Origin of the sequence: Sinorhizobium psoraleae, from assembly GCF_013283645.1 — a bacterium.
GTDB lineage: Bacteria > Pseudomonadota > Alphaproteobacteria > Rhizobiales > Rhizobiaceae > Sinorhizobium > Sinorhizobium psoraleae.
Window position 1 is genome coordinate 567,170 of the sequence record NZ_JABEKV010000004.1, and the last position, 22,379, is coordinate 589,548.

Here is a 22,379-nt window from a genome sequence, read left to right on the forward strand (position 1 = left end):
GTGCGCTTGATGAAGGATGATGAAATGGTCGACAAAGTGCCGATGACACAGGGTGGGTTCGCCAATCTGCAGGAAGAGCTGCGCTGGCGCCAGCAGGGAGAACGCCCGCGAATCATCGAAGCGATCGCCGAGGCTCGCGCCCACGGTGACTTGTCGGAAAACGCTGAGTATCACGCTGCCAAGGAAGCGCAGAGCCACAACGAGGGCCGGATCACCGAACTCGAGGATCTGATTGCGCGCGCCGAGGTCATCGATCTTTCGAAAATGTCCGGGTCGAAGATCAAGTTTGGCGCCAAGGTCAAGCTCGTCGACGAGGACACCGAAGAGGAGAAGACCTATCAGATCGTTGGCGACCAGGAAGCCGACGTCAAAGCAGGCCGCATCTCGATTTCCTCTCCGATTGCCCGTGCGCTGATCGGCAAGGAAGTCGGCGACTCGATCGAGGTCAATGCGCCCGGCGGCTCCAAGGCCTACGAAATCCTCGCCATTCACTGGGGCTGACGAGCTCCGCGAGCACGATGACTTTGGGTTGTAGCCGACTACCCAACGTGATCGATGCTCGCGAGTCACGGCGGGCTGCTCTCATCCCGCTCAAGGGACGTGAGGTTCGGTCCGTCCCTTCCCCTTGCAAAAGATGATTGTCGTATGCGCGAGGAGAGCGCTCAAGTGGCCGATATCCGGGACATCGAGATCATTGCGCCCAATTTCAAGCAACGCCTCTCCGGCGTCACGTCGACGATCATTCAGCTCGTACCGATCCAGCGAGCGCTCGGCCAGAAAATTGCGGTTCTTGGCCCCGGGCTTCCCTCGACATTGCCATCGATCCGATTTCGCGATCTGATCCACCTGTGGGAGGCTCCTGCGGGGCGGCCATGCCGTGTCTGGCATGCGCGCCGCAATGTCGAAATGCTGCCGGCGATCATCCTGCGCGATCTTCTGCGCATGAAAATCAGGATCGTTTTCACCTCCGCCTCGCAACGCCGGCATACGGGGTGGAGCAAGTTCCTTATTGGCCGGATGGATGCGGTGATTGCCACCAGCGGCAAGACGGCCGCCTATCTGCAAGTGCCGAATACCGTGGTTTTGCACGGCATCGACACCAAGCGCTTCCGGCCGGCGACCGACAAGGCCGAGGCAAAACGTGTGCTCGGACTGGATCCGACCAAGAAGTTCGCCGGCTGCTTCGGGCGCGTGCGCCGCCAGAAGGGCACCGATCTCTTCGTCGACAGCATGATCGCCCTGCTCCCCAGCCGACCCGCGTGGTGCGCCGTCGTTGCGGGACGCGCGACCGGACAGCATCTCGCCTTCGAGGCGGAGTTGAAGCAGCGGGCTGCCAAGGCGGGCCTCTCAGATCGCATCCTCTTTGTCGGAGAGCACACCAACATTCCCGATTGGTACCGTGCACTCGACCTCTTCGTTGCGCCGCAACGCTGGGAGGGCTTCGGGCTGACGCCGTTGGAGGCCATGGCAAGCGGCGTTCCGGTGGTGGCAACCGATGTCGGCGCTTTCTCGGAGTTGATTGCCGACGGTGCCGAGGAAACAGGCATCGTCATTCCGGCCGACGATTTGAACGCCATGGTCGACGGCACCGCCGCCTTCATGGACGATCTGCCGCGACTTGCAGCCGCTGGCGCCAACGGTCTGTTGCGGACCTCGAAGAGCTTCGCCATCGAAGGCGAAGCGCGCGCAATAGGCGCCATCTATGAAAGCCTCATGCGCTGACGCAATGGCTGTCGGGGACGCCTACCGCCTTGAGGCAAAGAGCTTCAGGTAGGCGTCAGTAATCGCTTGCTTGGAGAACTGTGTCATCAGCGTCTGATGCCCTCGCTTGGCAAGGCTTGTCCGCAACGCCTGGTCGTTGGCGATGCGTTCCACCGCGCGCGCGAAACCATCCGCGTCGCCGATGTCGACCATCAGACCGTTTTCGTCGTCACGCATGAACCATTGCGGCCCCTCGGAGCGGCTCGAGACGACCGGTGTTCCCTGCGCCCAGGCCTCCAGAATGACATTGCCAAGCGGCTCGTGACTTGACGCCATCACGAAAATATCGGCCGCCGCGAGAAACGGCCTTGTATCCTTTTGCCAGCCGGCAAAACGCACCCGGCCGGCGACGCCGAGATCGGTTGCGAGCTTGTGGAGGTTGTCCCGTTCCTCGCCATCGCCGAGCAGCCAAAGGTAAGCGCCGGGTACTTTGGCGATCGCCGCGATCAACGTGTGGAAACCCTTGCGCTCCACAAAGCGCCCCATCGACATGACGACGGGGGCTCCCTCCGGCGTGTCGAGCGTCGCCCGACTGACTGGTTCAACGCGCTCGGTGTTGGTGAAATTCGAGATGATCTCGATCTCGCGCTTCCAGCCGAGATTGCGGACATGCTCGGCAATGCCCGGCGTATTGCAGACGAGACAGTCCGTGTTGCGAAAATAGTCGAGACGTGGCGGATAGTCGCCGAGCCGCGAAATCCTGATGCATCCCTTGTAAGGCGGCATCAATTCGCTGGCGCGCGGCGCCCAGGCCATCAGGGCGTCCGGCCTGTCGCGCCGCGCCATGTGCATCACCTTGCGCGGCAGCAGCAGGCGATCCAGCGACAGGTTCCGGAAGTGGCTTTCTATTATCCTGGTCGCGCCTTCGATTTCGGAGCGCCAAAGACGGCGGGGCCGGATGACCGACGTCTGCTCCACGCCGCGTTCGGCGAGCGCGTTGACGAGATGGACGAAGAAGCGCTCAGCGCCGCCATCCTTGCCGAAATGAAAGTGCATGACCTTCATCGTTGCACTGCACCCCTGGAGAAAAGTTCAATGTAGGCATCAGTGATCGCCTGTTCGGAAAAGCGCGTACGTAGCGTTTCGCGGCCGCCGGCACTCAATCTTTCCCGAAGCTCAGGATCGTCGCGCAGCCGACGGATGGCATTCGCCAGACCTTCGTCGTCGCCGCGATCCACCATTAGCGCGTCGACTTCGTCGGTCATCACCCAGGATGGCCCCTCCGCGCGCGAGGAGATCGTCGCTTTGCCAGCTCCCCAGCCTTCGAAACAGACGTTGCCGAGCGGCTCATGCGAGGAATTGATGGCGAACGCGTCGCCTGCCGCCAGATAGCCGTAGGCGTTGGTCTGCCAACCTGCGAAACGCACGCGATCGTGGACGCCGAGTTCATTCGTCAGCTGTTCGAGCCGCTCGCGCTCCGGCCCGTCGCCGACGAGCCAAAGATGCGCGCCGTCGACCTTCTTGATCGCGCGAATCAGCCCGTCGAAGCCCTTGCGTTTGACAAATCGGCCCATACCGACGACCACGAACGCATCCGCGGGTGTCTGCATCTCCGTGCGCGCAATGGGAGCGACCGGTGTCGCGCGGGTGAAATTCGCAATCACTTCAACGCCACGCTTCCATCCGAGTTCGCGAACTTTCGCGGCCATGTCCGGCGTGATGCAAACCAGCGTCTCGACATTGGTGTAGTAGCCAAGATGTTCGGGGTAATCGCCGAGCCGAGAGATACGCATGGCGTCCTTGTATGCCGGCATGAAGCGGCTTGCCCGCAACTGCCAAGCCATGATGACGTCAGGCCGGAAATCGCGAAGAATGCGCCGCATTCTCCATTGCAGAAGAAACCGCGAAAGCGATATCCTGCGAAAGATGCCTTCGTAGACTGTCGCGCTGCCTTCGATGTCCTTGCGCCAGCTGCGGTCGGGCCGGATGAGCACACGCTGTTCGACGCCCCTGTCATGCAAGGCATTGACGAGGTTGACGAAGAACCGCTCCGCTCCGCCTTCCTTGCCGAAGTGAATATGCATGACCTTCATGGGTTACCTTTCGAGTCTTGGATCAGCTTTTCCGCAATCGCTCTAGTGGGAAAGCGCGTCGTCCGCATTCGACCGTTGCTTGAGGGCATGCCTTTGATAGATCTTGGCCGCGGTCAGAAAAGAATAAACGGCGCCCGTCATAGCCTCGATGAAGCCCGGCAGTCCGCAGCGCCAAAGGCCGTTGCGAAAATAGAGGCGAAAGAAATAGAGCGGTGGACCGAAGACTAGCTTATAGGACCTTGGCGGCCTGCCTGCTTCAACCTGCTGGTCGGCTTTCAGGCTCGAGTACTTGTTTTCTTTGAGGATCTGCTCGTCCATAAGCAGCGGCCGGAAATGAAGAAGGCTGCCGGAGCGGGCGTTCTCGACCTTGCCGTCCGGTACGATGCCTTCATGCACCTTCTGGCTGAGATCGTATTGCCCCCTGCCCCGGCGGATAAGGCGCAGGTTGCGCCGCTCATGCACCTTTACCGGCGTATAGCCATAGCCAATCAGATAAGGTCGCCGCGCAACGCGCCAGCCCACCGTGTCCGCGGGGGCCCGGAGAAGGTCAGGCAAAAGCTTGCGCAGCGGCGCATCCAGCCGTTCGTCTGCATCGATGTTGAAGCACCACGGCTGGCTGCATTGCTCCAGCGCGAACTGTTTCTGTCCTGCATAGCCGCGCCACGGCTCGTACATGAACCGGATCGGCCAGCCTTTGTCGATATAGGACTGCACGAGCGCAGCCGTGCCATCCGTCGAGCCGGAATCGACGATGACGATCTCGGCGCATTGATCGAGGCTTTCGATGCAATTGCCCAGATAGCCGTCTTCATTGAGGCAGATGATGAAAGCGGAAAGCGGAAGCTTGGAGGTCACGCCGATGCCTTTTCAAGCCGTTTTTGAGATGAGGCGGCCCGACCTAAGAAACATTCCGGTACTTTTCCCGAGCGGGAGTATGGTTTCACGGGTACTTTCCTACAGGGATCGCAGGCCGAGTACGGTGACCGCGGGCCGCGGCTAGATTTCCACCTGGCACGCGTCCTTCACCTGACGGATCGTCAGCATCGTGCGCACCGTGTCGACATTGTCGGTTGCCGTTAGCTCCTCAATAACGAAATCCTGAAAGCTCGCAAGGTTCTCGGCCACGCACTGCAGCAGAAAGTCGGATTCGCCCGAGACCATCCATGCCTCGCGGACGAGCGGCCATGAAGCGGTGCGGGCGGCGAATGCTTTGAGATTCGCGTCCGATTGATGCTTGAGGCCGACCATGCAGAAGGCGACGAGATCGTAACCAAGCGCCGATGCGTTCAGGAGTGCGCGGTAGCCGCGAATGACACCCGCCTCCTCCAGCTTGCGAACGCGGCGCAGACAAGGGGGCGCCGAAATGCCCACACGTTCGGCGAGTTCGACATTCGTCATCCGGCCGTTGCTCTGCAGTTCGCGCAGTATTTTCATATCGATGGCATCGAGCTCGACGCGTATGACCATTGCCTAGCATCCCCAGTTTCATCGGCCTTTGCGAAGGAGGCCTTATATGCCCGTCAGCAGGATTACGCCAATCGCCGCCCAAATCTGCGAGAGAACGATAGCGTTGTCGCCGCGAATGCGACAGGCCCGCCATTCCCGCAAGCGGCTAATTTCACTCCTGTGCCTAGCATGCAAACTGGCGTCAGAACGAGAGTACTCGCTGCCGCATGCACAGGAACCTTCGGGTAGACATTTGTGAAAAACCAACGCAAATCACCACGGCTTCCGCACGCATCCCGGCAACTGATGCACCGGATCGGCCTTCCGGCACGAAAGCGCTGCAAAACAAAGCGGGTCGCCGTTGCCGCGGAATCGCGCTCCGGGGTCGACCGAGACATTGAAAACGATGCAAAAATGCCCGATCTGGTGCCAAAACGCTGCCCATAGCCCAAGCACTTGTGTGTATAGGCGGCCACACCCTTGAAAGTACAAGCGGTGAATACCTAAAGTAAGGCGATATTTGCCAGTAACCAACGGAACCGGATGATGCTGCCCAGGCTCTCCGGCCTATCAAGGATACGTTCATGACCGCCCGCCATACCAAAGTGCTGATCATCGGCTCCGGCCCTGCTGGCTACACTGCGGCCATCTACACGGCGCGCGCCATGCTTTCGCCGGTGCTGATCGCGGGAATGGAACAGGGCGGCCAATTGATGATCACCACCGACGTGGAGAATTATCCCGGCTACGCCGATCCGGTCCAGGGCCCCTGGATGATGGAACAGATGCTGAAGCAGGCGACGCACGTCGGTGCGGAGATCGTCAATGATCTTGTGACGGATGTCGATCTTTCCGTCCGCCCCTTCCGCATCAAGACCGATAGCGGCAACGACTGGACGACGGACGCGTTGATCATCGCCACCGGCGCCAAGGCCAAGTGGCTCGGCATCGAGACCGAGCCGACCTTCATGGGCTTCGGGGTTTCGGCATGCGCCACCTGCGATGGCTTTTTCTATCGCAACAAGGACGTCTTCGTCGTCGGCGGCGGCAATTCCGCCGTGGAGGAAGCGCTTTACCTCTCAAATCTGGCGAAGACGGTCACCGTCGTTCACCGTCGCGACGCATTCCGGGCTGAGAAGATTCTTCAGGAACGCCTTTTCGCCAAGCCGAATGTGAAGGTCATCTGGGATCATGAGGTTATCGAATATCTCGGCACGCCGGCAAAGCCACCGATGCCCGCTTCGGTCAACGGCGTGAAGCTTCGCAACACCAGGACCGGCGAAACCACGGACATGGTAACGGATGGCGTTTTCGTCGCCATTGGTCATGCGCCGGCGGTGGAGCTGTTCAAGGGCAAGCTTCGCCAGAAGCCGAACGGCTATCTGTGGACGGCGCCGGATTCGACCGCGACCGATGTCGCGGGTGTTTTCGCTGCCGGCGACGTCACTGACGACGTCTACCGCCAGGCAGTCACGGCGGCGGGCATGGGCTGCATGGCGGCGCTCGAGGCGGAGAAATATCTGGCGGGTCATATGCCCGTCGCAATTGCAGCCGAATAGAAGCTGCGAATCGGGGCGCGCGCCGTAAGGCGCCGCGTCCCGCGTGGGAACAGATGCATCAGGCCACAACCGGAGGACGATTATTCAGTTCCCCCGGGGTGGTGGTATATGGGGGCTTTCATGTCGCTAGACTGGGATAAACTGCGCATATTTCATGCGGCGGCCGAGGCCGGCTCGTTCACGCATGCGGCAGACAAACTCCATCTCTCGCAATCGGCCATCAGCCGGCAGGTCAGTTCGCTCGAACAGGACGTCGGCATCAAGCTGTTTCATCGCCACGCCCGTGGCCTGATCCTCACCGAACAGGGCGAGATCCTCTACCGCACCGCGCATGAAGTGCTGATGAAGCTCGAAAGCGTCAAGGTGCAACTCACCGAGACGACCGACAAACCGACCGGGAAGCTGCGCATCACCACCACGGTAGGGCTCGGCCAGGGCTGGTTGACGGACAAGATCCAGGAATTCATGTCGCTGCACCCGGACGTGCAGGTCCAGCTCATCCTGGACAATGAAGAGCTCGACGTGAACATGCGGCACGCGGACTGTGCTATCCGGCTGCGTCAGCCGCAGCAGTCGGATCTGATACAGCGCAAGCTCTTCACGGTGCACATGCATATCTACGCCGCGCCCTCCTACATCAACAAGCACGGCGAGCCCCAGTCCGTCGAGGATCTGGACAATCACCGGATCATCACTTTCGGTGAGCCGGCGCCCAATTATCTGCTCGATGTGAACTGGCTGGAGATCGCCGGACGGGATCACGACAATCCACGGATCTCGCATCTGCAGATCAACAGCCAGACCTCGATCAAGCGCGCCTGCCTGCTAGGCATCGGCATCGCCATGCTTCCCGACTACATCGTCGGCCGCGATCCCGGGCTCATTCAGCTTCCGATCAGCGCAGACATTCCCTCGTTCGATACCTACTTCTGCTACCCGGACGAAATGAAGAACGCGGCGAAGTTGAAAGTCTTCCGTGACTATATCGTTGCTAAGGCGCGCAATTGGAATTTTTGACGCCTGCTTCAGTTGCTTGAATTCTGGGCAATTGCTCGTTGTAATTGTAAGATGCTGTTTTATAAAGATATTTTCTAACGCGGAGGAAGTTCCCGTTAGAGGGGGCGCTTTGTGCGCCGCATAAATGTGCAGGGATGCGCACACGACATGGCTGTCATGCATATTAAATGATTGCTGTGCGCCCAAAAAAACAGCATACCAAACCCAGCTGATGCATCTTTGGTGGCTTCTCCTCCCAGTGCCACCGCAGCAGCTGTTCCCCTCTGGAGGTTCTTATTACCTTCACAACTACAAGGGCCCAAGTTTTCTTGTGGCCCTCTTTTTTTGCCTGCCGCTCCCCCAAAGCCTTCACTCGAGAAAATGGCAAGGCCAGCTATTGAAAGCCGCCTTTGCACTCCCCACATGTTTTTCAGCTGATGCATATGGCGGCATTCTCCTCCCAGCCGCCGCAGCAGCTGTTCCCCTCTGGAGGTTTGAGACCTTCACAACTGTAAGGGCCCAAGTTTTCTTGTGGCCCTCTTTTTTTTGCCGATGAAAGCGCATGATTTCGGGGCGATTCCGGCGTGTTGGCGCTGGATCCGGATGGACTGCTTGGCGTCTGCATTCCGCCTTGTCTGAGATCACGGGCATGTGATTTGTATATCGAAATTTGTCGATACATATATTGATGTAACTAGGTACGGCGATTTGGCAATGGATAAAGATGAAATCCTGAAGGCGTTGGCGCATCCGGCTCGGATGGACATTCTTACATGGTTGAAGGAGCCGGAGGCACATTTCTCAGGCCAGGAGCATCCACTCGATATGGGTGTCTGCGCCGGACAGTTCGAACGTTGCGGCCTATCGCAATCGACCGTGTCGTCTCACCTCGCCGTCCTGCAGCGCGCCGGTCTGGTGACAACCCGGCGTGTCGGCCAGTGGGTTTTCTACAAGCGCAACGAGGAAACGATTGCCGAGTTCCTGAAGGCCATCGGCAACCTCTGACATCTTTCTTCCTCCCAAGTCTCAGCTGTAACGGAAAGGACATTTCATGGCTTCACTTTTCGACCCGATCACGATCGGCGAAATCACGCTCCAGAATCGGGTCGTGATGGCTCCGCTCACCCGCAACCGCTCGCCGAAAGCGGTCCCCAACACGCTGAACGTCACCTATTACGAGCAGCGCGCTTCCGCCGGCTTGCTGATTACCGAGGGGACGGCGATCACGCATCAGGGGCAAGGCTATGCCGACGTTCCGGGTCTCTATAAGCCCGAGGCACTCGAAGGATGGCGTAAGGTGACGGATGCCGTTCACAGCGCCGGCGGCAAGATCGTCGTCCAGATGTGGCATGTAGGCCGTATCTCGCACACGTCTCTCCAGCCAAATGGCGGCCAGCCCGTCGCTCCCTCGGCGATCCGGGCAAAGTCGAAGACCTATCTCGTCAACGAGGATGGAACCGGCGGTTTCGCAGAAACGTCCGAACCCCGCGCGCTGGAACTGGCGGAAATTGCTGGGATCGTCGAAGACTACCGCAAGGCCGCGCGTGCCGCGATCGATGCCGGGTTCGACGGGGTCGAGATTCACGCCGCGAACGGTTACTTGATCGACCAATTTTTGCGTTCCGGCTCCAACCAGCGCACGGACGCCTATGGCGGTTCGATCGAGAATCGCGCGCGCTTCATCTTCGAGGTAGTCGACGTGATCACGAAGGAGATCGGCGCAGGCCGGGTTGGCATCCGTATTTCGCCGGTCACTCCGGCCAATGATGCCTTTGACCCGGAGCCACAGACGCTCTTCACTTACGTCGTGGAAAAACTTGCCCGCTATCCGCTTGCCTATATTCACGTCATCGAGGGCGCGACGGGCGGCGCGCGTGATCACCAGCAGGGCGATCGCCCCTTCGATTATGCCGGGCTCCGCGCTGCCTACACCGCGGCCGGCGGCAAGGCTGCCTGGATGACGAATAACGGATACGACCGAGACCTCGCCGTCAGAACGATCGAAACTGGCGAAGCCGATCTCGTTGCTTTCGGCAAGCCCTTCATCGCCAACCCCGACCTCGTCCGCAGGCTGAAGGACAACGCTCCGCTCAACCCTCCCGACCAGGCAACGTTCTACGGCGGCGGCGCCAAGGGATACACCGATTATCCGCTGCTTGATCAGGTTGCTTGAGACTTGGCCAAAAAGGGCCTCGCGCGATGCGGGGCCCTTTCCCATCACGAATCTACTATCCTGCCCTAATGTTTGCTTCCTGGATTGAGAGATGGTCGCTGGTGCCCGATGGCGAGGCGATCACCACCCGTTCGAGCCGCCTGCTGCCGGTGCGCTGGCGCGGCCTGCCGGCAATGCTCAAGGTTGCGCAGGAAGCGGAGGAAAAATTCGGCGGTATGCTGATGCGCTGGTGGGACGGTCATGGCGCGGCCCGCGTCTATGCCGAGGGCGGTGAAGCCATCCTCATGGAGCGCGCGGAAAGCCGGCGCTCGCTCTTTCACATGGCAATGACGGGCAGTGACGATACCGCGACGCGGATCATCTGCCGCGCGGTCGCCTCGCTGCATGCTCCGCGCTCGATGTCACTCCCGGAACTCGTCCCGCTCGAAAGATGGTTCGAAGCGCTCGAACCAACTGCGCATTCCCAAGCCGGTTTGTTCGAGATTTGTGCTGGTGCGGCAAGGACGCTTTTCGCAGATCCTCATCCGCCGACCGTGCTGCACGGCGACATCCACCATGGAAACATCCTTGACTTTGGTGAGCGCGGCTGGCTTGCGATCGATCCGAAGCGTCTCCATGGCGAGCGGGGCTTCGACTATGCAAACCTCTTTTGTAATCCTGAATTGCCGATCGTCACAGCGCCTGGGCGACTCCGACTCGAGAAACAGCTCGCGGTCGTAGCGCAGGAGGCGCAGCTCGAGCCACGGCGGATTCTTTACTGGGTCCTTGCCTATGCCGGCCTGTCGGCAGCCTGGTTCCTGCAGGACGGCGAAAGTGCTGAAAGCCCGCTTGCAGTGGCTGAGATTGCCGCGGCTGCACTGAACCGCTAAAGCTCACGGCGTTCTCGATGGAGAACGGTCACGGGAGAGCAATATGCAAATTAGGGATGCGGTCGACGCCGACATCGAGGCCATCAGCGACATCTACAATGACGCTGTCGCGAACACGACGGCGATCTGGAACGAAACGGTCGTCGATGTCGCCAATCGCGCAGCCTGGCTCAAAGCGCGGAAGGCGGCAGGTTTTCCTGTGCTCGTTGCACAGTCCGAAACCGGCGAAGTCATCGGCTATGCCTCCTTCGGCGAATGGCGTGCTTTCGACGGCTATCGCCACACGGTCGAGCATTCGGTCTATGTGCGCAGCGACCGGCGCGGCGGCGGTATCGGCCGGGCGTTGATGGTCGCGCTCATCGAGCGCGCCGAGGCACTCGGGAAGCATGTAATGGTCGCCGGAATCGAATCGAGCAACCTCCCCTCGATCCGTTTGCACGAGCAACTGGGCTTCAAGCAAACCGGCCACATGAAGGAAGTCGGGACGAAATTCGGTCGCTGGCTTGATTTGACCTTTATGCAACTGGTTCTGCGCACAGGCTCGCCGAACTGAGATTGCCTTCGCCTGTTTTTCGCCGCCTACGAAGATGCTATGTATGCTCACTCGTTTGTCGCTGAGGAGCCGCATGGGCGAACAGAGCAGAGCGGGCAGATGCCACATCTGGGGCAACCGAATGGGACGTCTGGCGCGCGCTGCCGGAGCCGCGTTGTGGGTCGCCGGCTGGCTTGCCGGCGCGGTCTCCGGTATTGCAGAGGCCCGCACCGATGCGCCGGTCGCGCCGCGAAAGTGCCTCTATTCGGGTGTCTCCGCGGCAAACCCCTCCGTCCGTCTCTGTATCAGCCCCGATAATTTTGCCCGAGATGTCTGCGGCATCATTGAGCACTATGCCTTGGTGAACGACCTGCCGGCTTCCTTCTTTGCCCGGCTGATCTGGCGCGAAAGTCTTTTCCAGCCAGACGCTATCAGTCCGAAGGGCGCGGAGGGAATTGCCCAGTTCATGCCGGCAACGGCAAAGCTGCGCGGCTTGTCGAACAGTTTCGATGCTGTGGCGGCTCTTGGCAAATCGGCCGAGTATTTAAGGGAACTCAAGTCGCGCTATGGCAATCTCGGTTTTGCCGCAGCGGCCTACAATGCTGGCGAGGCTGGCCTTGAGCGCTTCCTCGAAAACGACCGGCTACCATACGAGACGCGCGACTATGTCTTGGCAATTACAGCCTATCCCGTCGAAGACTGGCGGGATAATCCACCGAAGTCGCTCAATCTCGAACTCGACAAGGGCAAGAGCTTCCTGGATGGCTGCGTCGCGCTGGCCAATACCCGGCGGCTGCGCGAGCTGGTCATAGCCGATGAGGCCGTCTGGGCGCCGTGGGGTGTCCAACTGTCGGCGCATTACCAGAAATCCGTTGCGCAACGGCTGTTCCTGCATGCGGTGAAAAGACTGCCGTCGCCAATCAACACCGAAAAGGCGGTCCTCGTACGGGAGCGCAATGGCGCCTTCGGAGTGAGAAGACGATACGCGGCCCGCATTGGTAGGCAGACGCGCGCCGAGGCAAACGAGCTTTGCGCCGCCATTCGCAAGAGCGGCGGCGCCTGCATCGTTTTCAAGAACTGAGACCCAGGCGTCCCGGCGCGGTCGTCAACGGCCTTCCGCCATCCCGCGGAAGGCAACCGAGCGAGGTGAGAGTTGCTACAACCGCGTCATCGACCGCCGTTTGCGGCTCCTCACCGAGCGTGGCGATCAGCCGATCGTTCCGCATCTCGAGCGGCTCGCGCCAAAGATAGCGCATTTCCTTGAGCTCCTTGAAAAGCGGCACGAAGGGCGACGCAAGGGTCACGAGCCACCAGGGAAATCTTTTGACCTTGAGATCAGGCTTGCCGACAGCGCGCCGGATGGCCGCAATCATCTTGGTGCCGTCGTCATCGAAGAAACCGCGCATATGGTAGGCCGCAAATGGCGGAAGGCTTTCCGCCCGCTCGATCAATCTGATCATCGTCTCTGCCACATCCGGCAAATAGGCCCATTGGTGGGCACTTCCCTTCTCCCCGGGATAGCTGATCGCCGTAAGCGGTCTTCCGGGCTTCACCAACCCTTGGGAGAACCAGTTGTTGGCGGCGCTCGGGCCAAAGAAGTCCCCTGCCCGCAGAATGATGACATGAACGCCAGCCTTGGACGCAGCCTTCAGTCTTGCTTCCATTTCCTTGCGGATGGCGCCTTTTTCCGTTCGTGGATTCTGCGGCGCATCTTCGTTGAGTAGCGGGAAGACATCGGGCCCGAAATTATAGATCGTACCGGGCAAGACGATGCGCGCACCGACCGCCTTGGCCGCAGCGATCGTGTTATCGAGCATCGGCAGAACGAGTTTGCCCCAGTTGCGATAACCGGGCGGATTGACCGCGTGCACGATTACGCTCGCTCCATCGGCCGCGGCCATAACGTCCATGGCGTTCATCGCGTCGCCCTGCATCCATTCGAAGGCCGACACGTTTTTGGATGCCTTCGCCGCATCCCGGTTCAATGCTCGGACCGTCCACCCGCGGAGATGAAGGCCGCGGGCCACCGCTCCCCCTATTCCCCCAGTGGCGCCCAGCACCAGAACTGCTCCTGAACTGCCCTGCGTTTCCGTCATTTCTCTCTCCATCGCTTCGATGGATTGAGGATCGCCGGTGTTCATGCCAAACGGAATTGTCTAAATAACTATGGCAGCTATACTTAAATTTATGAACAAGGCTGAACCGAGCTGGGATTTTTACCGCACCTTTCTGATGGTCCTGAGCGAAGGATCGTTATCGGCGGCGGCGCGCGAACTTGGGCTGACGCAGCCGACGGTCGGCCGTCATGTCGACGCGCTGGAAGAAGTCCTCGGTTTTCCGCTGTTTACCCGCTCGCCGCAGGGCCTGTTGCCGACCGATGCAGCCTTGGAACTGAAGCCCTATGCCGAAGCCCTGGCGGCCACCTCCTCCGCTCTGCTTCGTGCCGCCTCGGGCCAGCATGGCGCGGTCGGCGGAACCGTCCGCATCAGCGCCAGCGAGGTGATCGGCATAGAGGTCTTGCCGCCGATCCTTGCAGAACTTAACCGGGAATATCCGGACCTCACCATCGAGCTTTCCGCATCGGACACAGTCGAGGATCTTTTGCGCCAGGAGGCGGACATCGCCGTGCGCATGGTCAGACCGGCGCAGGATGCCTTGGTTGCCCTTCATATCGGCGCGGTGCCGCTCGGCTTCCACGCGCATCGGTCCTATCTCGACCGTCGCGGCGTGCCTGAAACGATCGATGACCTCTCCCGCCACACCCTGATAGGTTTCGATCGGGAAACTGCTGCGATCCGCAGCATCATGGCGCGCACGCCGGATCTGCCGGCGGTGCGTTTTGCGTTGAAGACCGACAGCAATGTCGCGCAGCTCGCGGCCATACGCGCCGGCTTCGGCATCGGCATCTGCCAGGATGCGCTTGCCGCCCGCGTTCCACAGCTTGCCCATGTGTTGCCCGACGCCTTCCAGATGAAGCTCGAAACCTGGCTGGTGATGCACGAAAACCTGCGCGAGAGCCCGCGCTGCCGTGTTGCATTCGATGCCTTGGCACGGGGGCTGCAGGCCTATATCCGGCAATAGCCCCAGCAGACGACAAAAAGCCCGCCGCGAGGGCGGGCTTTCCAAGTTTGGCAAGCAAGTGCGCTCAGTCTTCCGAAGCCTCGGGTGCTTCCGGCGCGATGCCTTCGGCAATCGCAGCTTCCACAATCTCGTCCTCGCCGTCCGGCTCGCTGATCCGCTCGACAGACACGACCTTCTCGTCCTTGGCGGTCGAGAAGATCGTAACGCCCTTCGTCGCACGGCTTGCCAGACGGATGCCGCTGACGGGCACGCGAATGAGCTGACCACCATCGGAGACGAGCATGATCTGGTCGTTGAATTCGACCGGGAAGGCGGCGACCAACTCGCCGATCTCGGCCGTCTTCGAGGTGTCGGTAGCGCGGATGCCTTTGCCGCCGCGGCCCGACGTGCGGAAGTCGTAGGAGGATGAACGCTTGCCGAAGCCTTTTTCGGAGACCGTCAGCACGAATTGTTCGCGTGCCTTCAGTTCCTCGTAGCGCTCGTTGGAAAGCTCGCCGCCGTCGGTGACTTCTTCGCCGACCAGAGCGATCTCCTCTTCTTCGCCGTTCGTGCGCCGCTCGGCGGCTGCGCGCTTCAGATAGGCCGCACGCTCCCACGGCTCCGCATCGACATGGCCAACGATCGCCATCGAGATGATGCGGTCGCTGTCGCCGAGCGAGATGCCGCGCACGCCGATCGAATTGCGGCCAGCAAAGACGCGCACGTCGGAAACCGGGAAGCGAATGCATTGGCCGAGCGCCGTCGTCAGCAGTACGTCGTCCAGCTCGGTGCAGGTGTCGACCGAGAGGATTTCGTCGCCCTCTTCGTCGAGCTTCATCGCGATCTTGCCGTTGCGGTTGACCTGGACGAAGTCCGAGAGCTTGTTGCGGCGGACCGTGCCGCGGGTGGTCGAGAACATCACGTCCAGGTTTTCCCAGGTCGTTTCGTCTTCCGGCAGCGGCATGATCGTGGTGATGCGTTCACCGGGCTCGAGCGGCAGCATGTTGATCAGGGCCTTGCCGCGCGATTGCGGCGTACCGATCGGAAGTCGCCAGACCTTTTCCTTGTAGACGATGCCGCGCGACGAGAAGAACAGGACCGGCGTATGGGTGTTGGCAACGAATAGCCGGGTAACGAAATCCTCGTCCCGCGTCGCCATGCCGGAACGGCCCTTGCCGCCGCGGCGCTGCGCCCTGTAGGTGGTCAGCGGCACCCGCTTGATATAGCCGAGATGAGAAACCGTCACGACCATATCTTCCTGGGCGATCAGGTCTTCGTCGTCCATGTCGGGGCCGCCTTCGGCGATCTCGGTCCGCCGTGGCGTTCCGAATTCGTCGCGGACAGCTTCCATTTCCTGTTTGACGATCGACATGATGCGCAGGCGCGAGGAGAGGATATCGAGGTAGTCCTTGATTTCCTCGCCGATCTTGTTGAGTTCGTCGCCGATTTCGTCACGGCCGAGCGCTGTCAGGCGTTGCAGACGCAGGTCGAGGATGGCGCGGGCCTGCTCTTCCGAGAGATTGTAGGTGCCGTCATCGTTGATGCGGTGACGCGGATCGTCAATCAGGCGGATCAGCGCATCGACGTCATGCGCCGGCCAGCGGCGTTCCATCAACTGCTCGCGCGCCGTCTGCGGATCGGGCGCGTGGCGGATCAGCTTGATGATTTCGTCGATATTGGCGACGGCGATGGCGAGACCGACCAACACATGCGCGCGCTCGCGCGCCTTGCGAAGCAGGAATTTTGTTCTCCGGCTAACGACTTCTTCGCGGAAGGAGACGAAGGCGCGCAGCATGTCGAGCAGCGTCATCTGCTCCGGCTTGCCGCCGTTGAGCGCCACCATGTTGCAGCCGAACGAGGTCTGCAGCGGCGTGTAGCGGTAGAGCTGGTTGAGGATGACCTCGGCGTTGGCGTCGCGCTTCAGCTCGATGACGACGCGATAGCCCTGGCGGTCGGATTCGTCGCGAAGGTCCGAGATGCCTTCGATCCGCTTATCGCGCACCAGCTCGGCCATCTTCTCGATCATCGTCGCCTTGTTCACCTGATAGGGGATCTCGGTGATGATGATCTGCTCGCGATCGCCGCGCATCGGCTCGACATGGGCACGTCCGCGCATGATGACGGAGCCGCGGCCGGTCTCATAGGCCTGGCGGATGCCGGAACGGCCGAGGATCAGGGCGCCGGTCGGAAAATCCGGCCCCGGAATGATCTCCATCAGTTCCGGCAGTTCGATCGCCGGATTGTCGATCAGCGCGACGCAGCCGTTGATGACTTCGCCGAGATTGTGTGGCGGGATGTTGGTCGCCATGCCGACGGCGATACCGCCTGCGCCGTTCACCAGCAGGTTCGGGAATTTCGCCGGTACGACGACAGGCTCATGCAGCGTGCCGTCGTAGTTGTCGCGGAAATCGACCGTTTCCTTGTCGAGATCGTCGAGCAGCGAATGGGCCGCCTTCTGCAGCCGGCATTCGGTATAGCGTTCGGCCGCAGGCGGGTCGCCGTCGACCGAACCGAAGTTGCCCTGACCGTCGATCAACGGCAATCGCAGCGACCAGTCCTGCGCCATGCGTGCCAGCGCATCGTAAATCGCCATGTTGCCGTGCGGGTGGTATTTACCCATTACGTCGCCTGTGACGCGGGCGCACTTGACGTATTTCTTGTTCCAGTCGATGCCGAGCTCGCTCATCCCGTAGAGGATGCGCCGGTGAACGGGTTTCAGGCCGTCGCGCACATCGGGAAGCGCGCGGGAAACGATTACGCTCATGGCGTAATCGAGATAGGACCGTTGCATTTCCTCGATGATGGAAATCGGCTCGATGCCTGGCGGATTTTTTCCGCCGCCGGGAGTGCTTTGTTCAGTCAATGTTGATCACGATCTTTGTTCAGAATCAGTCGATTTTTTATAGCCGAACGCGGCTCTAAGCGCCAATTTTTGCAGTTGGTTGTGAACAGTCTTTTGCCGCAGGAACAGGCTTTTCTAGGGCATTCGTCCGGAAATCGGAATGAGATTTGCGAGGCGCCGAGCATGCGCGCCGCGCATCCCTGACGATCAAGGCCGCGAGCCATGTCCCAAGTCGGTTTAAGCCATTGATCGGCCGTTGGCTAGCCGCCCCTTTCCAAGCTCGCCACGCTTGCCTAACAATGCGCGCAAGCCACCGGGAAAACCCGGGATCGCAATCCGGAAGGGGAAACGGATGTTCGATGTCGATCTCTTGATCAACGCACTGACGACGCTGCTTGTTACGCTCGATCCGCCGGGTCTCGCCCCGATCTTCTTGAGCCTTACCGTGGGTCTGAGCCGCCAGGAACGTTTCCAGGTCGCCACCCGCGGTTCGATGATCGCCTTTTTCATCCTTGCCGCCTTCGCACTCTTCGGTGACGGCATTCTCGGCTTGCTCGGGATCTCGATCGGCGCCTTCCGCATCGCGGGCGGTCTGCTGCTTTTCTGGATCTCGTTCGAAATGATCTTCGAAAGACGCCAAGAACGGAAGGAAAAGACCGGCGAAGTCGCGGTGACCAAGGACCATATTCACAACATCGCCGTATTCCCCCTCGCCCTGCCCCTGATCGCCGGTCCGGGTGCGATTTCGGCCACCATCCTGCTTGGCAGTTCATTTCCCTCGGTTACCGATCGTGTCCAGCTTCTCGTTGTCATCGCCGCGTCGATGGTGCTCTTGTTTCTGGCACTCGTGATCTCCGAACGCATTGACCGTTTTCTCGGGGTCACGGGACGGGCGATCCTCACGCGCCTCCTTGGTGTCATACTGGCGGCACTGGCAGTGCAGTTCGTCCTCGACGGCGTGCGCTCGGCCTTCCTGGCGTAACGCATCTCGCCGGAAGAACCGGAGATCAACAGCGCAATGCATCGCGTCACCGACAACGGCGCTCGTCCGTCGCATCGGGGCGGCTCTGCTGCATATTTCGTTAAGTCGCAGCCGATTTAAGGATAGAACATGCGGCAATTCAAGGGAATACAGCGTTCTTTGCGCGTCTGATTAAGACGCGCGGCGCTATAGGTGCAATCGTGGGGCAACCAAAGCGTCAAAAGCCGGTCCCATTGCGACCGGCTTTTCCAATTCTCGACGTTTTTCGCGGAGCCGTTCTCGCGAGCGGCAACACATCAGAACGGAATGTCGTCGTCGAGATCGCGCGAGAAGTTGCCGCCGCTCTGACCGCCCTGGCCACCTTGGCCGCCGGAGCGCCCACCCGAAGACTGGCGCGACTGATCGTAATCCTCGTAGCCGCCGCCGAAGTCGCCGCCGCCGCGGCTGACACCGGAGCCGCCGCCCTCGCCGCGACCGTCGAGCATCGTCAACGTCGAGTTGAAGCCTTGCAGCACGACCTCGGTCGTGTAGCGGTCGTTACCGGTCTGGTCCTGCCACTTGCGGGTCTGCAACTGGCCCTCGATGTAGAGCTTGGCGCCCTTCTTCACATATTGCTCGACCACCTTGCAGAGGCCTTCGTTGAAAACGACGACATTGTGCCATTCCGTCTTCTCGCGACGCTCTCCGCTGTTGCGGTCGCGCCAGGTCTCCGAGGTGGCGATGCGCAGGTTGGCGATCGGACGGCCGTCCTGCGTGCGCCGGATTTCCGGGTCGGCCCCGACATTTCCGATCAAGATCACCTTGTTGACGCTACCAGCCATATCGCTTTTCCCGTACTTTCCGCCGAACCGCCCGCCCGGCTCTCCAATATTTCAAGAAGTGCATCTTAACGGCCTGTCGCCGTCGATACGCCCCGCATCGCACATAATCCACAACTGATTTGCCGAGATTATAGCTGACATTTGTTCTTTTTTTGTTCTATTATTTCCCTATTATCCTGTCAACCGAATCGCAATTGAGCCGCCTCTTTGCCGATTGCGCCTCGACACGGGCGTTGTCGTCATTAAATAGGAGGCTTTCAACGACATGCAAAGCTGGCTTCCGATGAGCGAACTCAAGACCATCTCCATTCGTGGTGCGCGCGAGCACAATCTCAAGGGTATTGACCTTGATCTGCCGCGCAACAAGCTGATCGTGATGACCGGGCTTTCCGGATCCGGCAAATCCTCGCTCGCATTCGATACAATATATGCGGAGGGCCAGCGCCGCTATGTCGAGAGCCTTTCGGCCTATGCACGCCAGTTCCTTGAAATGATGCAGAAGCCGGACGTCGACCAGATCGACGGCCTGTCTCCGGCGATCTCGATCGAGCAGAAGACGACCTCGCGCAACCCCCGCTCGACGGTCGGCACGGTTACCGAGATCTATGACTACATGCGCCTTCTCTTCGCGCGTGTCGGCGTGCCCTATTCGCCGGCGACCGGCCTGCCGATCGAAAGCCAGACGGTCAGCCAGATGGTCGATCGCGTGCTGGAATTCGGCGAGGGAACGCGGCTCTACATCCTCGCGCCGCTCGTGCGCGGCCGCAAGGGCGAGTACAAGAAGGAACTTGCCGAGCTGATGAAGAAGGGCTTCCAGCGCGTCAAGGTCGATGGCCAGTTCTATGAAATTGCCGACGTGCCGGCGCTCGACAAGAAATACAAGCACGACATCGACGTCGTCGTCGATCGCGTCGTGGTGCGGCCCGATCTCTCCACACGTCTTGCCGACAGCTTGGAGACCTGCCTGACGCTCGCCGATGGCCTGGCGATCGCCGAATTCGCCGACAAGCCGCTGCCGCCGCAGGAAACCGCCGCCGGCGGTTCCGCAAACAAGTCGTTGAACGAGACGCATGAGCGGGTGCTGTTCTCCGAGAAATTCGCTTGCCCAGTCTCCGGATTCACGATTCCGGAGATCGAGCCGCGGCTCTTTTCCTTCAACAATCCCTTCGGCGCCTGCCCGACCTGCGACGGGCTTGGCAGCCAGCAGAAGATCGACGAAGCGTTGATCGTCCCGGAACCGAACCGGACCTTGCGAGATGGTGCTATCGCGCCTTGGGCGAAATCGTCTTCGCCTTATTACAATCAAACGCTCGAGGCGTTGGGCAAGGTCTTTGATTTCAAGCTCGGCAGCCGCTGGAGCGAGCTCTCCGAGGAGGCGCAGCGGGCTATCCTGCACGGGACGGAGGAGAAGATCGTCTTCCATTATGTAGACGGTGCGCGTTCCTACAACACCACGAAGACCTTCGAAGGCATCGTGCCCAATCTCGAGCGCCGCTGGAAGGAGACGGACAGCGCCTGGGCGCGCGAGGAGATCGAGCGTTTCATGTCGGCCGCCCCCTGCCCGGCATGCGCCGGTTATCGGCTGAAGCCGGAGGCGCTTGCGGTCAAGATCAACAAGCTGCACATCGGCGAAGTCACGGACATGTCGATCCGTCTCGCCCGCGACTGGTTCGAGACCTTGCCCGAACACCTTAACGCGAAGCAGAACGAGATTGCCGTGCGCATCCTTAAGGAGATTCGCGAACGGCTGCGCTTCCTCAACGATGTCGGGCTCGAATATCTCAGCCTCTCGCGCAATTCCGGCACGCTTTCCGGTGGCGAAAGCCAGCGTATCCGGCTCGCCTCGCAGATCGGTTCCGGGCTGACCGGCGTGCTCTACGTGCTGGACGAGCCTTCGATCGGCCTGCATCAGCGGGACAATGCCCGCCTCCTCGACACGCTCCGGCATCTACGCGATATCGGCAACACGGTCATCGTCGTGGAGCATGACGAAGACGCGATCCTGACCGCCGACTACGTCGTCGATATCGGCCCGGCGGCCGGCATCCACGGCGGCGAGATCGTGGCGGAAGGCATGCCGTCCGACATCATGACAAATCCGAAGTCGCTCACCGGAAAATACCTCTCCGGCGAACTCGCGGTCGCCGTGCCAAGCGAGCGACGGAAACCAAAAAAGAAAAAGGAAATCACAGTCGTAGGGGCGCGAGCCAACAATCTGAAGGATGTGACGGCCTCGATCCCGCTTGGCGTCTTCACCGCCGTTACCGGCGTTTCGGGCGGCGGCAAGTCGACCTTCCTCATCGAAACGCTCTACAAGGCGGCCGCACGCCGCATCATGGGCGCGCGCGAAAATCCCGCCGAACACGACCGGATCGACGGTTTCGAGCATATCGACAAGGTGATCGACATCGACCAGTCGCCGATCGGCCGGACGCCGCGCTCGAACCCGGCGACCTATACCGGCGCCTTTACGCCGATTCGCGACTGGTTCGCGGGGCTTCCGGAGGCGAAGGCGCGCGGCTACCAGCCGGGGCGCTTCTCCTTCAACGTCAAAGGTGGCCGCTGCGAAGCCTGCCAAGGCGACGGCGTCATCAAGATCGAGATGCACTTCCTCCCCGACGTCTATGTCACCTGCGACGTCTGCCACGGCAAACGTTACAACCGCGAAACGCTCGACGTGCATTTCAAGGGCAAGTCGATTGCCGACGTGCTCGACATGACGGTGGAGGAAGGCGTCGAATTCTTTTCGGCTGTGCCTTCCGTGCGCGACAAGCTCGTGACACTCAACCAGGTAGGGCTCGGCTATATCAAGGTCGGCCAGCAGGCGAACACGCTTTCGGGCGGCGAGGCGCAGCGCGTGAAGCTCGCCAAGGAACTGTCCAAACGCTCGACCGGCCGCACGCTCTACATACTCGATGAGCCGACAACAGGCTTGCATTTCCACGATGTAGCGAAACTTCTTGAAGTCCTGCATGAACTCGTCAACCAGGGAAATTCGGTGGTGGTCATCGAGCACAATCTCGAAGTCATCAAGACTGCGGACTGGATCATCGACTTCGGTCCCGAAGGCGGCGACGGCGGCGGCGAAGTGATCGCCAAGGGCACGCCCGAAGATGTCGTGAAGGAGCTGCGCTCCTATACCGGCCATTTCCTGAAGGAACTGCTGGAGCGTCGGCCGGTGAAGAAGGTCGAGGCGGCGGAGTGAGGTCCTCCGGACCGGATGCGGATTCTGGCAATTGCATGGAGCGCGTGATGCGGTGCTCCGTCAGGCGTAATACGCCTTGGAAGCGGGTGGCCGTCCTGAT

General features: G+C 60.5%; 19 protein-coding genes. 12 read left to right on the plus strand and 7 right to left on the minus strand.

Translation table 11 applies throughout. The annotated features are described in order from the left end of the window. Positions 1 to 24: 24 nt before the first annotated feature. Positions 25 to 501, plus strand: a complete 477-nt coding sequence (greA, locus tag ILFOPFJJ_RS23720; RefSeq protein ID WP_136505474.1) for a transcription elongation factor GreA — start codon at positions 25 to 27, stop codon at positions 499 to 501. A gap of 165 nt (positions 502 to 666) precedes the next feature. Continuing rightward, entirely contained in the window at positions 667 to 1,722 is a 1,056-nt protein-coding gene (locus ILFOPFJJ_RS23725) for a glycosyltransferase family 4 protein (RefSeq protein WP_173512988.1), read from the plus strand. A gap of 21 nt (positions 1,723 to 1,743) precedes the next feature. Here ILFOPFJJ_RS23725 and ILFOPFJJ_RS23730 read toward each other — a convergent pair whose 3' ends face one another. The 4 genes from ILFOPFJJ_RS23730 to ILFOPFJJ_RS23745 form a co-directional block, all read right to left on the minus strand. Beyond that, positions 1,744 to 2,766, minus strand: coding sequence for a glycosyltransferase (locus ILFOPFJJ_RS23730; protein ID WP_173512989.1), 1,023 nt, complete (start codon positions 2,764 to 2,766; stop codon positions 1,744 to 1,746). Then, complete coding sequence (locus tag ILFOPFJJ_RS23735) at positions 2,763 to 3,794, minus strand: glycosyltransferase (RefSeq protein WP_173512990.1); 1,032 nt, start codon at positions 3,792 to 3,794, stop codon at positions 2,763 to 2,765. The genes ILFOPFJJ_RS23730 and ILFOPFJJ_RS23735 overlap by 4 nt, the downstream gene beginning before the upstream one ends. Before the next feature lie 42 nt (positions 3,795 to 3,836). Beyond that, complete coding sequence (locus ILFOPFJJ_RS23740; protein ID WP_173512991.1) at positions 3,837 to 4,649, minus strand: glycosyltransferase family 2 protein; 813 nt, start codon at positions 4,647 to 4,649, stop codon at positions 3,837 to 3,839. Between the two features lie 141 nt (positions 4,650 to 4,790). Beyond that, on the minus strand, positions 4,791 to 5,261 hold the full coding sequence (locus ILFOPFJJ_RS23745) for an Lrp/AsnC family transcriptional regulator (protein ID WP_173512992.1): 471 nt from the start codon (positions 5,259 to 5,261) through the stop codon (positions 4,791 to 4,793). A gap of 563 nt (positions 5,262 to 5,824) precedes the next feature. On the opposite strand from ILFOPFJJ_RS23745, the gene trxB reads away from it, so the two are divergent. The 7 genes from trxB (at position 5,825) to ILFOPFJJ_RS23780 (ending at position 12,450) form a co-directional block, all read left to right on the plus strand. Beyond that, entirely contained in the window at positions 5,825 to 6,799 is a 975-nt protein-coding gene (trxB, locus tag ILFOPFJJ_RS23750; protein ID WP_173512993.1) for a thioredoxin-disulfide reductase, read from the plus strand. A gap of 120 nt (positions 6,800 to 6,919) precedes the next feature. Further along, a complete protein-coding gene (locus tag ILFOPFJJ_RS23755; protein WP_173512994.1) occupies positions 6,920 to 7,816 on the plus strand; it encodes a LysR family transcriptional regulator VtlR in 897 nt (298 codons plus the stop codon). A gap of 693 nt (positions 7,817 to 8,509) precedes the next feature. Next, positions 8,510 to 8,800 (plus strand): ArsR/SmtB family transcription factor, encoded by a 291-nt coding sequence (locus tag ILFOPFJJ_RS23760; protein WP_173512995.1) that lies wholly within the window; start codon positions 8,510 to 8,512, stop codon positions 8,798 to 8,800. A gap of 46 nt (positions 8,801 to 8,846) precedes the next feature. Beyond that, a complete protein-coding gene (locus ILFOPFJJ_RS23765) occupies positions 8,847 to 9,968 on the plus strand; it encodes an alkene reductase (RefSeq protein ID WP_173512996.1) in 1,122 nt (373 codons plus the stop codon). A gap of 68 nt (positions 9,969 to 10,036) precedes the next feature. Beyond that, positions 10,037 to 10,837, plus strand: a complete 801-nt coding sequence (locus tag ILFOPFJJ_RS23770) for an aminoglycoside phosphotransferase family protein (protein WP_173512997.1) — start codon at positions 10,037 to 10,039, stop codon at positions 10,835 to 10,837. A gap of 43 nt (positions 10,838 to 10,880) precedes the next feature. After that, on the plus strand, positions 10,881 to 11,390 hold the full coding sequence (locus tag ILFOPFJJ_RS23775) for a GNAT family N-acetyltransferase (RefSeq protein ID WP_173512998.1): 510 nt from the start codon (positions 10,881 to 10,883) through the stop codon (positions 11,388 to 11,390). Between the two features lie 121 nt (positions 11,391 to 11,511). Continuing rightward, positions 11,512 to 12,450, plus strand: coding sequence for a lytic transglycosylase domain-containing protein (locus ILFOPFJJ_RS23780; protein ID WP_173512999.1), 939 nt, complete (start codon positions 11,512 to 11,514; stop codon positions 12,448 to 12,450). Here ILFOPFJJ_RS23780 and ILFOPFJJ_RS23785 read toward each other — a convergent pair. Next, a complete protein-coding gene (locus ILFOPFJJ_RS23785) occupies positions 12,440 to 13,465 on the minus strand; it encodes an NAD-dependent epimerase/dehydratase family protein (protein ID WP_173513000.1) in 1,026 nt (341 codons plus the stop codon). The two genes, ILFOPFJJ_RS23780 and ILFOPFJJ_RS23785, sit on opposite strands and share 11 nt — an antisense overlap. Positions 13,466 to 13,556: 91 nt before the next feature. Between ILFOPFJJ_RS23785 and ILFOPFJJ_RS23790 the strand changes: the two genes are divergently transcribed. Further along, complete coding sequence (locus ILFOPFJJ_RS23790) at positions 13,557 to 14,450, plus strand: LysR family transcriptional regulator (RefSeq protein ID WP_173513001.1); 894 nt, start codon at positions 13,557 to 13,559, stop codon at positions 14,448 to 14,450. A 64-nt stretch (positions 14,451 to 14,514) separates the two neighbouring features. On the opposite strand, the gene gyrA is transcribed toward ILFOPFJJ_RS23790, so the two are convergent. Continuing rightward, on the minus strand, positions 14,515 to 17,292 hold the full coding sequence (gene gyrA, locus ILFOPFJJ_RS23795) for a DNA gyrase subunit A (RefSeq protein ID WP_173513002.1): 2,778 nt from the start codon (positions 17,290 to 17,292) through the stop codon (positions 14,515 to 14,517). 331 nt (positions 17,293 to 17,623) lie between these two features. On the opposite strand from gyrA, the gene ILFOPFJJ_RS23800 reads away from it, so the two are divergent. Continuing rightward, complete coding sequence (locus tag ILFOPFJJ_RS23800) at positions 17,624 to 18,253, plus strand: MarC family protein (protein WP_173513003.1); 630 nt, start codon at positions 17,624 to 17,626, stop codon at positions 18,251 to 18,253. A 296-nt stretch (positions 18,254 to 18,549) separates the two neighbouring features. Here ILFOPFJJ_RS23800 and ILFOPFJJ_RS23805 read toward each other — a convergent pair whose 3' ends face one another. Beyond that, the gene (locus ILFOPFJJ_RS23805; protein ID WP_173513004.1) at positions 18,550 to 19,074 is read right to left on the minus strand and encodes a single-stranded DNA-binding protein; all 525 of its coding nucleotides are present in this window, start codon (positions 19,072 to 19,074) and stop codon (positions 18,550 to 18,552) included. A gap of 283 nt (positions 19,075 to 19,357) precedes the next feature. On the opposite strand from ILFOPFJJ_RS23805, the gene uvrA reads away from it, so the two are divergent. Continuing rightward, on the plus strand, positions 19,358 to 22,279 hold the full coding sequence (gene uvrA / locus ILFOPFJJ_RS23810; protein WP_173513344.1) for an excinuclease ABC subunit UvrA: 2,922 nt from the start codon (positions 19,358 to 19,360) through the stop codon (positions 22,277 to 22,279). The last annotated feature ends 100 nt before the right edge of the window (positions 22,280 to 22,379 follow it).

Bases quoted from the DNA above. Each gene is read 5' to 3' on its own strand.
- ILFOPFJJ_RS23800 (WP_173513003.1), top strand. From the start codon at position 17,624: ATGTTCGATGTCGATCTCTTGATCAACGCACTGACGACGCTGCTTGTT.
- trxB (WP_173512993.1), top strand. From the start codon at position 5,825: ATGACCGCCCGCCATACCAAAGTGCTGATCATCGGCTCCGGCCCTGCT.
- ILFOPFJJ_RS23790 (WP_173513001.1), top strand. From the start codon at position 13,557: ATGAACAAGGCTGAACCGAGCTGGGATTTTTACCGCACCTTTCTGATG.
- ILFOPFJJ_RS23745 (WP_173512992.1), bottom strand. From the start codon at position 5,261: ATGGTCATACGCGTCGAGCTCGATGCCATCGATATGAAAATACTGCGC.
- ILFOPFJJ_RS23770 (WP_173512997.1), top strand. From the start codon at position 10,037: ATGTTTGCTTCCTGGATTGAGAGATGGTCGCTGGTGCCCGATGGCGAG.
- ILFOPFJJ_RS23780 (WP_173512999.1), top strand. From the start codon at position 11,512: ATGGGACGTCTGGCGCGCGCTGCCGGAGCCGCGTTGTGGGTCGCCGGC.
- ILFOPFJJ_RS23730 (WP_173512989.1), bottom strand. From the start codon at position 2,766: ATGAAGGTCATGCACTTTCATTTCGGCAAGGATGGCGGCGCTGAGCGC.
- ILFOPFJJ_RS23785 (WP_173513000.1), bottom strand. From the start codon at position 13,465: ATGACGGAAACGCAGGGCAGTTCAGGAGCAGTTCTGGTGCTGGGCGCC.
- greA (WP_136505474.1), top strand. From the start codon at position 25: ATGGTCGACAAAGTGCCGATGACACAGGGTGGGTTCGCCAATCTGCAG.
- ILFOPFJJ_RS23735 (WP_173512990.1), bottom strand. From the start codon at position 3,794: ATGAAGGTCATGCATATTCACTTCGGCAAGGAAGGCGGAGCGGAGCGG.
- ILFOPFJJ_RS23775 (WP_173512998.1), top strand. From the start codon at position 10,881: ATGCAAATTAGGGATGCGGTCGACGCCGACATCGAGGCCATCAGCGAC.
- ILFOPFJJ_RS23755 (WP_173512994.1), top strand. From the start codon at position 6,920: ATGTCGCTAGACTGGGATAAACTGCGCATATTTCATGCGGCGGCCGAG.
- uvrA (WP_173513344.1), top strand. From the start codon at position 19,358: ATGAGCGAACTCAAGACCATCTCCATTCGTGGTGCGCGCGAGCACAAT.
- ILFOPFJJ_RS23805 (WP_173513004.1), bottom strand. From the start codon at position 19,074: ATGGCTGGTAGCGTCAACAAGGTGATCTTGATCGGAAATGTCGGGGCC.
- ILFOPFJJ_RS23765 (WP_173512996.1), top strand. From the start codon at position 8,847: ATGGCTTCACTTTTCGACCCGATCACGATCGGCGAAATCACGCTCCAG.
- ILFOPFJJ_RS23760 (WP_173512995.1), top strand. From the start codon at position 8,510: ATGGATAAAGATGAAATCCTGAAGGCGTTGGCGCATCCGGCTCGGATG.